The 10,442-nt window shown below is 69.6% G+C and carries 8 protein-coding genes; 5 read left to right on the top strand and 3 right to left on the bottom strand.

Going from position 1 to position 10,442, the window contains the following annotated elements; translation table 11 throughout:
• Window positions 1–203: 203 nt before the first annotated feature.
• Window positions 204–962 carry a sensor domain-containing protein gene (locus M1M07_RS30985; RefSeq protein WP_248676607.1) on the bottom strand — a complete coding sequence of 253 codons (759 nt, stop codon included), beginning with the start codon at window positions 960–962 and terminating at the stop codon, window positions 204–206.
• 137 nt (window positions 963–1,099) lie between these two features.
• Between M1M07_RS30985 and M1M07_RS30990 the strand changes: the two genes are divergently transcribed.
• The 5 genes from M1M07_RS30990 (at window position 1,100) to M1M07_RS31010 (ending at window position 8,077) form a co-directional block, all read left to right on the top strand.
• Window positions 1,100–2,041 carry a proteasome assembly chaperone family protein gene (locus M1M07_RS30990; protein ID WP_197250962.1) on the top strand — a complete coding sequence of 314 codons (942 nt, stop codon included), beginning with the start codon at window positions 1,100–1,102 and terminating at the stop codon, window positions 2,039–2,041.
• A gap of 199 nt (window positions 2,042–2,240) precedes the next feature.
• Window positions 2,241–3,278, top strand: a complete 1,038-nt coding sequence (locus M1M07_RS30995; RefSeq protein ID WP_248676608.1) for an alpha/beta fold hydrolase — start codon at window positions 2,241–2,243, stop codon at window positions 3,276–3,278.
• Between the two features lie 67 nt (window positions 3,279–3,345).
• Complete coding sequence (locus M1M07_RS31000) at window positions 3,346–5,850, top strand: DEAD/DEAH box helicase (protein WP_248676609.1); 2,505 nt, start codon at window positions 3,346–3,348, stop codon at window positions 5,848–5,850.
• A 3-nt stretch (window positions 5,851–5,853) separates the two neighbouring features.
• Window positions 5,854–7,296 (top strand): amidohydrolase, encoded by a 1,443-nt coding sequence (locus tag M1M07_RS31005; protein WP_248676610.1) that lies wholly within the window; start codon window positions 5,854–5,856, stop codon window positions 7,294–7,296.
• Between the two features lie 25 nt (window positions 7,297–7,321).
• Window positions 7,322–8,077: a LysR family substrate-binding domain-containing protein gene (locus tag M1M07_RS31010; RefSeq protein WP_248676611.1), complete on the top strand. Its 756-nt coding sequence runs from the start codon at window positions 7,322–7,324 to the stop codon at window positions 8,075–8,077.
• A gap of 26 nt (window positions 8,078–8,103) precedes the next feature.
• Here the strand turns inward: M1M07_RS31010 and M1M07_RS31015 are convergent, their stop codons facing one another.
• On the bottom strand, window positions 8,104–9,573 hold the full coding sequence (locus M1M07_RS31015) for an MlaD family protein (RefSeq protein ID WP_248676613.1): 1,470 nt from the start codon (window positions 9,571–9,573) through the stop codon (window positions 8,104–8,106).
• A partial coding sequence (locus tag M1M07_RS31020; RefSeq protein ID WP_248676612.1) for an MCE family protein occupies window positions 9,573–10,442 on the bottom strand: 870 nt, incomplete at its 5' end. The genes M1M07_RS31015 and M1M07_RS31020, both read right to left, overlap by 1 nt.

Consider the following 10,442-nt stretch of genomic DNA (forward strand, 5'->3'; position numbering starts at 1 on the left):
GGGCGGGAGGACGAGGCGAATGTGGTCATGCGCCGACCTTCCCCGATCCGTGGGCCGCTCGGGCGGGCCGACGACGGGAATCGCGGAATCTGGGGATGGATCGGGCGCCTGTGGACAACTTTCGCCGCGCCGCGGTGATCAGGCACCCCTGGAGCCGGGATTGTCGGACCCGGCTGATAGCGCGCCGGGCTACCGGCGCCGAGTCATCCCGCGAGGATTCGCGCGACCGCGGCGTCGTAGACGATGCCGAGGTTGTCGAGGTCGGGATCGTCGGCCCCGAACGACATGTAGGTCACGAGCAGCCGGAGGTCCCCGATCTGCGCGATGCGGGTGCGCATCGACTGGGTGACCGCGTCGTCTCCCCTCCCGGATCGCACCGTGCGGGACAGCTCGAGGGTCTCGACCCCCGCCGCCGGGGACGGCGGCGCGGATTCGGGCACCGTCGTGACGGTCGCGGTGGCCCCGCGGTGGGTGGTGTCGATCTCCGGGCAATCCGCGAGGTAGGTGCGCAGGTTCTCGAGCGGGGCTGCGCCCGCGACGAGTTCGACGCTGATGGTGGCCCGCCGGTCGTTGTCGGTGCCCACGACCATGGCGGTGCCGTCCGGCCCGTAGTCCTGGGCGGGTGGCAGGCACCCCGGCGGGTTCACCTTGGCACCGACCGGGACACCGGTCAGGTCCGGGGCGGCCTGTGCGACGGCCTGCGGTGGCAGGACGACGGCCACGTAGGGCTCGGGGAATTCCTCGGGGGGCAGCAGCAGCTCCGCCGGAGGCCGTGACGATTGTGTCGCCGGTGCGGTCGCCGCAAGACCGTCGACCGAGGACGCCTGCGGAAGGGGCGCACCCGGGACGGTGGTCGCGCACGCGGTGACGACGAGCAGCGCCGGCAGTGCCGCGACCGCCGCCGATCGTGCGCGCCGGAACCGGCCCCGCGAGTGGGATTCTCGACGATCGTGCCCTGCCACTGGGACCTCCGACGCTCGACGACCCGGTCCCGTGCCCGGGCATGAGCCGTTCACCGGTTCAACTAGACTCGTTGTCCACCATGCCACGTCGCGTGCCTTCGGGTCTCGCGGGTGGTTCAGACGATCGGAGTGTTTGCATGGACGAGCAGTCCCGCATGTACGAGCTGGAGTTCCCCGCTCCGCGCCTGACGTCGGCGGATGGTCGGGGTCCAGTGCTCGTGCACGGACTGGAAGGGTTCGCCGACGCCGGGCATGCGGTGCGGCTGGCGACGACGCATCTGCGGGAGAGCCTCGAGACCGAACTGGTCGCGTCGTTCGCAGTCGACGAGCTGATCGACTACCGCTCGCGCCGGCCGCTGATGACGTTCAAGTCCGATCACTTCTCGGACTACGCCGCGCCCGAGCTGAACCTGTACGCGCTCGTCGACACCGACGGGACTCCGTTCCTGCTGCTCGCCGGCGTGGAGCCGGACCTGAAGTGGGAGCGGTTCATCACCGCGGTGCGGCTGCTGGCCGAGCAGTTCGGGGTGCGCCGGACCATCGGGATCAACGCGATTCCGATGGCGATCCCGCACACCCGCCCGCTGGGGGTCACGGCCCATTCGACGAACAAGGATCTGATCGCCGACCACCATCGCTGGTCCGGCGAGCTGCGGGTGCCGGCCGGGGCGTCGTCGCTGCTCGAGCTGCGGATGGCGCAGCACGGGCACGAGGCCGTCGGGTTCTCCGTCCACGTTCCCCACTATCTCGCGCAGACGGACTACCCGGCCGCAGCCGAGACGTTGCTCGAGCAGGTCGCGGAGGTCGCGGATCTGAAGCTGCCGCTGGAGGCGCTCGGTCAGGCCGCGGCGCGGGTGCGCGAGCAGGTCGACGAGCACATCGGCGACAACGAGGAGGTCCAGACGGTGGTCCGCGCGCTCGAACGTCAGTACGACAGCTACGTGGCCGCGCAGGAGCAGCAGGCGTCTCCCCTGCCCACCGACGAGAGCCTGCCGACGGGCGAGGAACTGGGTGCGGAGTTCGAGCGGTTCCTGGCCGAGTACGAGCGTCGAGACGACGATCCGGGCACGACGCCGTAGGCGAAGTTACGGTCCGGCAGCGGTCGGACCTGCGGCGATTACCGCGCGGTTACTTTGCTGTTACTCTTCGTGTTGTTCGGGCCACATACAGTCGGTACGCTCACCGAGCATGCAAGAGTGGGCAGGCGGTAGGAACACCGGCCGGCCTTCCGACGGTCCTCGTGACCCCGGATCCTCGCGACGTCGTCAGGAGACGTTCATGGGTACAGCGCGCACGCGGAAACTCCGCCCGGTTCCCGATTCCGAACCGCGTTTGGTCTTCCGCACGATCCACGGTTACCGCCGCGCCTTCCGGCTCGCCGGGAGCGGTCCCGCGCTGCTGCTGATCCACGGGATCGGTGACAACTCGTCGACGTGGCAGGAGGTGATCCCCCACCTCGCGGAGAACTACACCGTCATCGCCCCCGACCTGCTCGGTCACGGCCGTTCCGACAAGCCGCGCGCCGACTACTCGGTCGCCGCGTACGCGAACGGCATGCGCGATCTGCTGTCGGTCCTGGACATCGACAAGGTCACCGTGATCGGGCACTCGCTCGGCGGCGGCGTCGCGATGCAGTTCGCCTACCAGTTCCCGCACATGGTCGACCGCCTCATCCTCGTCTCCTCCGGCGGCGTCACCAAGGACGTGCATCCGGTCCTGCGTCTGGTCTCGATGCCGGTGTTCGCCGAGGTGCTCAAGCTGCTGCGGCTGCCCGGCGCCCTGCCCGCGGTCAAGCTCACCGGCAACGTGCTGAGCCGGCTGCATGGCACCCCCCTGCGTCCGGGCGCACTGCTGCACGACACCTCCGATCTTGTTCGGGTTCTCAGCGAACTGCCCGATCCCACCGCCTACGAGGCGTACCTGCGTACCCTCCGCGCGGTCGTGGACTGGCGCGGGCAGGTCGTCACCATGCTCGACCGCTGTTACCTGACCGAGAACCTGCCGGTCCAGCTCATCTGGGGCGATCGCGACAGCGTGATCCCGGTCGGCCACGGCTATCTCGCCCATTCCGCGATGCCGGGCTCCCGGCTGGACATCTTCCGCGGTGCCGGGCACTTCCCGTTCCGCGACGATCCGATCCGGTTCCTGCGAGTCGTCGAGGAGTTCCTCACCACCACTGCCCCGCTCGAATTCGACGCCGAACGCTGGCGGCAGCTGCTCATCGCCGGTGTCAGCGAAAGCCAGATCGGCGGCGGTCCCGAAACCCGTATGGCCGTCCTCGACGCGATGGGCGCCGACGAGCGCAGCGCCACCTGACGAGCGCGGCGCCACCCGGACACGGACCGTGGCCCGCTGTCGGGTGAAGGCCGACTAGCCTGTAACGGTGCTGCTGCCGGATCTGATCCCCGACCCCGTCGACGAGGACTCGCTGTTCGACGCCTTCACCTCCTGGACGACGGACAGGGGCCTGACGCTCTATCCCGCGCAGGAGGAAGCGCTGATGGAGATCGTCGCCGGCTCGAACGTGATCCTGGCGACGCCGACGGGTTCGGGAAAGTCGATGGTGGCGCTCGGTGCGCACTTCTTCGCCCTCGCCACCGGCAAGCGCACCTTCTACACCGCACCCATCAAGGCACTGGTCAGCGAGAAGTTCTTCGCGCTGTGCGAGGTGTTCGGCGCCGACCTGGTCGGGATGATGACCGGTGACGCCTCGGTGAATTCGGGTGCGCCGATCATCTGCGCGACCGCGGAGATCGTCGCGAACCTCGCGTTGCGGGAGGGCGCGGACTCGGATATCGGTCAGGTGATCATGGACGAGTTCCACTTCTACTCGGAACCGGACCGCGGCTGGGCGTGGCAGGTTCCGCTGATCGAACTTCCGCACGCGCAGTTCCTGCTGATGTCGGCGACGCTCGGGGACGTCAGCCGGTTCCGGGACGATCTGACGCGCCGCACCGGCAGGCCCACCACGGAAGTCTCCGGCGCCGAACGTCCGGTGCCGCTCACGTACTCGTATTCGCTCGCGCCGATCGGCGAGGCCATCGAGGAACTCGTCACCACACATCAGGCTCCCGTCTACGTCGTGCATTTCACGCAGGCCGCCGCACTCGAACGCGCCCAGGCACTCATGAGCGTGAACATGTGCAGCAAGGCGGAGAAGGAGGCGATCGCCGAGGCCATCGGCGCGTTCCGCTTCTCGACGGGCTTCGGCAAGACGCTGTCACGGCTGGTGCGCCACGGCATCGGTGTGCACCACGCGGGCATGCTGCCGAAGTACCGGCGACTCGTCGAGCGCCTCGCCCAGGACGGACTGCTCAAGGTGATCTGCGGGACCGACACCCTCGGCGTGGGGATCAACGTTCCGATCCGCACCGTCCTGCTGACGGGCCTGACCAAGTTCGACGGCACCCGCATGCGCCAGCTCAAGGCCCGCGAATTCCACCAGATCGCCGGACGCGCCGGACGCGCCGGGTTCGACACGATGGGCACGGTGGTCGTGCAGGCACCCGAGCACGAGATCGAGAACCATCGCGCGCTCGCCAAGGCGGGCGACGATCCCAAGAAGAAGCGGAAGGTGCAGCGCAAGAAGGCACCCGAGGGTTTCGTGTCCTGGGGCGAGGCGACGTTCGAGAAGATCGTGGCCGCACCGCCCGAGCCGATGGTCTCGCGCTTCCGCGTCACCAATTCGATGCTGCTCAACGTCATTGCCCGTCCCGGCAACTGCTTCGACGCGATGCGTCACCTGCTCGAGGACAACCACGAGCCCCGCAAGGCACAGCGCCGCCACATCCTGCGCGCGATCGAGCTGTATCGGGGTCTGCTGCAGGCCGGGATCGTCGAACGCCTCGACTCCCCCGACGAGGACGGCCGCTGGGCGCGGCTGACCGTCGACCTGCAGCGTGACTTCGCGTTGAACCAGCCGCTGTCGCCGTTCGCGCTCGCCGTCCTCGAACTGCTCGACATGGAATCCCCCACCTACGCGCTCGATGTCGTGTCGGTGATCGAGTCGACCCTCGACGACCCGCGGCAGATCCTGTTCGCCCAGCAGCACGCCGCGCGCGGCGAGGCGGTCGCGCAGATGAAGGCGGACGGGATCGAGTACGACGAGCGCATGGAGCTGCTCGAGGAGGTCACCTGGCCCAAGCCCCTCGCGGAGCTGCTCGAGCCGGCCTTCGAGACCTACCGGGCCGGGCATCCCTGGGTGTCCGAAACGCCGCTGTCACCGAAGTCGGTGGTGCGGGACATGGTCGAGAAGTCGATGACGTTCTCCGAACTCGTCTCGCACTACGGCCTCGCCCGTTCCGAAGGGCTGGTGCTGCGCTATCTCGCGGACGCGTACCGGGCGCTGCGCCAGACCGTGCCGGATTCGGCGCGCACCGAGGAACTCGAGGACCTCACCGAATGGCTCGGGGAATTGATCCGCCAGGTCGATTCGTCGCTGCTCGACGAGTGGGAGCAGCTCGCCAACCCCGCTGTCGAGGCGGACGACCAGCAGCTCGCCTTCGGCGCGGACACGCCGCGCCCGATCTCCGCGAACCCCCGCGCGTTCAAGGTGATGGTGCGCAACGCGATGTTCAAGCGGGTCGAACTCGCGTCCCGGAAGCGGTGGGACGAATTGGCCGAGCTCGGTGACGGACTCGAGGCCGAGGACTGGGCGGATCTGCTCGAGCTGTACTTCGACGAGTACGACGAGATCGGCACCGGACCGGACGCACGCGGTCCGGGGCTGTTCTCCGTCGTGGAGGAACCGACGCTGTGGCGGGTCCGGCAGACGCTCGCCGATCCCGCGGGCGATCACGGCTGGGCGCTGATCGGCGAGGTGAACCTGGCCGAGTCGGATGCCTCCGGCGAGGTGGTGTTCGACGAGTTCGAGATCGTCGAGGGCTGAACGATGCTGCTTCGTCAGGCCCGCCTCGCTCCCGGCGCGGACCCGGCCGACCTGCGGATCCACGACGGCCGTGTCGGCGGCAGTGCCGGGGACGACGGTGCCGGGGAGGTCGTCGATCTCGGCGGCCGCCTGGTGCTGCCCGGGCTGTGGGATTCGCACGTGCATTTCGACCAGTGGGCGCTGTCGCAGGCCGCGCTCGATCTGTCGGGTGCGCGCTCGGCCGCGGAGGTGGTTGCGTTGTTCGCGACCCGTCTCGAGGAACCGGAACCGGATGTGGTGGTGGCGCACGGGTTTCGGGACGGCTTGTGGCCGGACGAGCCGAACGCTGCGCTGCTCGACGCGATCGCGCCGCACCGGCCGCTCGTCGCGGTCAGTGCCGATCTACACAGTGCGTGGCTCAATACCGCTGCCCTGCAGCATTTCTCGCTCGCGCCGCATCCGACCGGCCTGCTGCGCGAAGCCGAGTTCATGCCGCTGATGAACGAGCTCCAGCGCGTCGACCCCGACGTGCTCGACCGGTGGGTGGACGAGGCCGCCCGCGCGGTCGCCGCCCGCGGGGTGGTCGGAATCGTCGACTTCGAGATCGCGGACAACATCACCGCGTGGTCGCGGCGCATCACTGCAGGGACCGACCGGCTGCGGGTGCGCTGCGGTATCTGGCCGCAGTGGCTCGACGCCACGATCGACGCGGGATGGCGCACCGGCGACGAGATCCCGGGCACCGGCGGGCTGGCCACGGTCGGGCCGATGAAGGTGATCGTCGACGGGTCGCTCGGCACCCGCACCGCCTACTGCCACGATCCGTATCCCGACGGAGACCACGGGGTGCTCACCGTGCCACCCGATCAGCTCGCGCGGTGGATGACGCGGGCACGCGACCACGGCATCGATTCCGCGATCCACGCGATCGGCGACCGCGCGTGCGAGCACGTGCTGGACTGCTTCGAGACGACCGGGACGCGCGGCAGCGTCGAGCACGCACAGCTGGTCGCCGACGCGGACTTCGCCCGCTTCGCGCAGCTCGGAGTCACCGCGAGCATCCAGCCCGCGCACGTACACGACGACGCCGAACTCGCCGACCGGTACTGGGCGGGTCGCACCGCCCGCGCGTTCCCGTACGGCACGCTGCTCGGCTCGGGCGCGACGCTCTCGCTCGGTTCGGACGCCCCGGTCGCACGGCTCGATCCGTGGCTGACGCTGGCCGCCGCCGTCGACCGCACGCTCCCCGACGGACGGGTGTGGCATCGGGAGCACGAGTTGCCGTGGCCGGTCGCGCTCGCCGCGTCCACCGGCGGCCGGGAGCGGGTCACGGCCGGCGATGTCGCCGATCTGGTGGTGCTGAACGCCGACGCGCTTCCTGCGACCGGGGCAGCACTCGCCGAGACCCCGGTGTGGGGCACGATGCTCGGCGGCCGCTGGACCTACGGGCCTCTCTGCGAGAACTGAACCCCCACGACGGTACCCTGACCGGGTGAGTGACGAGTCTCCGCAGGTGTTCCGGCTGGCCTATGTTCCCGGGGTCACCCCGGCCAAATGGGTGCGGGTGTGGACCGAGCGGATGCCCGACATCCCGATCGAACTGGTGCCGGTCCCGTCCACGTCCGGTGCCGCGTGCGTGCGCGAGGACCAGGCGGACGCCGCGCTGCTGCGGCTGCCCCTCGAACGCGACGGCCTGTCGGTGATCAGCCTCTACACCGAGGTCTCGGTCGTGGTGGTCCCGGCCGAGCATGCGATCGCGGCGGTCGAGGAGGTCTCGGTCGCCGACCTCGAGGAGGAGACCGTCCTGCATCCGCTCGACGACGTGCTGGACTGGGCGAAGCTCCCGGGCGAGGAGGCCTTCGAACGTCCGGAAACCACCGAGGGCGCGATCTCGCACGTCGCCTCCGAGGTCGGAGTTCTCATCACCCCCCAGTCGCTGGCCCGGCTGCACCACCGCAAGGACCTGACGTACCGCCCGGTGGTGGATGCACCGCAGTCCCAGGTCGGCCTCGTGTGGCTGACCGACCGGACCACCGATCTCGTCGACGAGTTCGTCGGAATCGTGCGCGGCCGTACCGCGAACAGCTCGCGGGGACGGCAGGACGAGCCCGACAAGAAGGCGAAGCGACGCGGCGAACGGCAGGGTTCACAGCCCCGGAAGGTCGTGGGCGACAAGAAGCCGAAGACGCGGCGCGGCAACGCCGGGCGCCCCAAGAGCGCCGGCCGGGTCCGGAAGCGTCGCGGCTGAGCATCGCCCGGACCGGCAACCACGTTTCAGCGAGGCATCATGTCCTGCCACGTGGCCGGCTCGGCACCGGCGGTGAGATCACCCTGCCGGTACAACCGCCCGTCCGGACCGAAGTACCGTCCGGTGTGCGGATCGTATTGCGCCGAAGCAGGTTCCGATTCCGACACCGCTCCGCGCGCGCTCGGGATCGGCGGGAGCCCCACCTCGGGCGCCACGAGGGATCCGTCGGGGTTGTATCGCGAATCCTGCGGCAGCCCTTGCGCTTCCAGGTTCGGGTCGTACGGATAGGGACCGACGACCGGCTGCTCGATGGCGAGCGGCACGAATTCCCGGTCGCTGTTGCACAATTCGGCGGTCGCCGCGCGCTTGTCGGGATTGTTGGCGCAAGGGATGTTGCGGGCGCCGCGGACGGCGATCTGCGAATTCTGTGGGAGCTTGCAGTACAGGTCCTCCGGAGTGTCGACGGTGTCGGTCTCGTACGGCGGTCGCCACTGCGACGGCGGCAGGAAGCCGACCGTGCAGGCGGGCGGATCGGAGATCCCGCCGATCCGGAAGTCCCCGAGCCCCAGACCCGACGCGTTTCTCGACGGTTGCACGGCCTGGATCATCGACACCGCCGGCGGCAACAGCACGAGCAGCTGTTCGAGTCCCGCGTTGTAGGTCACGGCGAGTTGGCCGACGGTGGTGAGATTCGCCAGCAGCACCGGCAGGGTCAGGTCGACCGTGTCGAACAGGGCAGCGGTTTCCTGCGCGAAGCCCGGGCCGGTTCGCAGCACCGTGCGCAGCTGCGGGTCGTCGGATACGACCTGTCCGGTCACCCCCGCCAGACTGCGGGTCCACTCCTCGATCGCGTCGAGGCTCTGCACCTGCGAATCGAGCAGGGGCACCGTGTCCTCGATCAGCGTCCGGGCGCGGTCCGCGACACCGCTCGCGTCTGCCGCGAGCGTCGACGACGAATCCAGCAGCGAACCCAGGTCGTAGCCGACTGCGCCCACACCGGCATGCATCTCGTCGAGCAGGTCGTCGAGTTTGCCGGTCGGGATGCTCCCGACGAGCGCACTGAGGTTGTCGAGCATGGGACCGACGGGCTGGGGAACGATCGTGTCGGCCGCGTCGATCACGGCACCGTCTTCGAGGAAGGGCGCCCCGTCGCTGCGCGGTCGCAGATCGACGTACTGTTCCCCCACCGCGGACACACTCCGAACGTGCGCTTCCAGGTCCGCCGGGATGTCGTGGTCCTCGTCGAGCGAGAGTGTCGCCCGAACTCCGCCCGGAGTCAGGTCTACGGCGGTGACCTTTCCGACCTCGACGCCGCGGTAGGTGACGTTCGCGAACCGGTACAGGCCGCCGGCGGACGGCAGGTCGACGGTGACCCGGATGCGGCCGACGCCGACGAGCGACTGGCCCTGGATGTAGACGAACGTCGTGACGAGCAGCCCGACGAGCCCGAGCACCGCGAACGCGACGAGCTGGAACCGGACGAAGCGCGACAGGATCATCGGGTGCCTCCCACCGCGGCTCCGAGCGGATCGCGGGTCGGCTGCGCATAACCCGGATCACCGACCGCCGCCTGCACCACCGCGTTCGGATCACCCCACGGGGTACCGAGCAACAGTTCGCGCTGGAGCCGGGGCACGGTGAGGTCGACCGTCGCGAACAGGTTCAGGTAGTCGCCGCGCACCGCCCGGTCGATCACGGATTGGCCGTACGGGTAGACCGTCGCGTATGCGAGGGCCTTGTCGAGGTCGGCGCCGACGTCGGCGAGGGCACGCAGCGTCGGCTCGAGGTGCTCGAGGTTGGTCACCAGATCCTGCCGGGTGTCGGTGACGACGCCGGTCGCGGTGTCGCTGAACGTCCGGAGCCTGTCGAGCGCGGTGGTGAACGCCGGACGTTCCCGCAGCAGTGTCTCGAGGGCGGCGGGCAGCCGGTCCAGCACGTCGGCGACCACGTCCCGCTGCCCGGACACGGTGCCGGCGAGGCGCTCGAGCCCGTCGATGGTCGCGACGATGTCGGCGCGCTGGGTGTCGAGCGTGCCGACGAAGGTGTCGAGCCGGATGAGCAGGTCGCGTACCGCGTCCTCGCGCCCGCCGAGCGCGTCGTTGAGGTTGGTGACGATGTCGCCGATCCGGCCGAGACCACCCCGGTTGAGGACCACCGCCGCGGCCGCGAGGGTGCGTTCCGTCGACGGGTACGTCGCGGAGCGATCGAGGCCGATCGTGGCACCGGGGGCCAGTCGCCCTTCGGGTGGTGAACCGGCCGGGGGGTTCAGCGCCAGGTGGCTCGATCCGAGCAGGCTGGTCTGCCCGACGGTGGCGACCGCGTTCGCGGGGACGGCGACGTCCTTCTCCACGGACACCTCGATGTC

Origin of the sequence: Rhodococcus sp. HM1 (assembly GCF_023218075.1) — a bacterium.
Taxonomy (GTDB): Bacteria; Actinomycetota; Actinomycetes; order Mycobacteriales; family Mycobacteriaceae; genus Rhodococcus.

Bases quoted from the DNA above. Each gene is read 5' to 3' on its own strand.
- M1M07_RS31005 (WP_248676610.1), top strand. From the start codon at position 5,854: ATGCTGCTTCGTCAGGCCCGCCTCGCTCCCGGCGCGGACCCGGCCGAC.
- M1M07_RS30990 (WP_197250962.1), top strand. From the start codon at position 1,100: ATGGACGAGCAGTCCCGCATGTACGAGCTGGAGTTCCCCGCTCCGCGC.
- M1M07_RS30995 (WP_248676608.1), top strand. From the start codon at position 2,241: ATGGGTACAGCGCGCACGCGGAAACTCCGCCCGGTTCCCGATTCCGAA.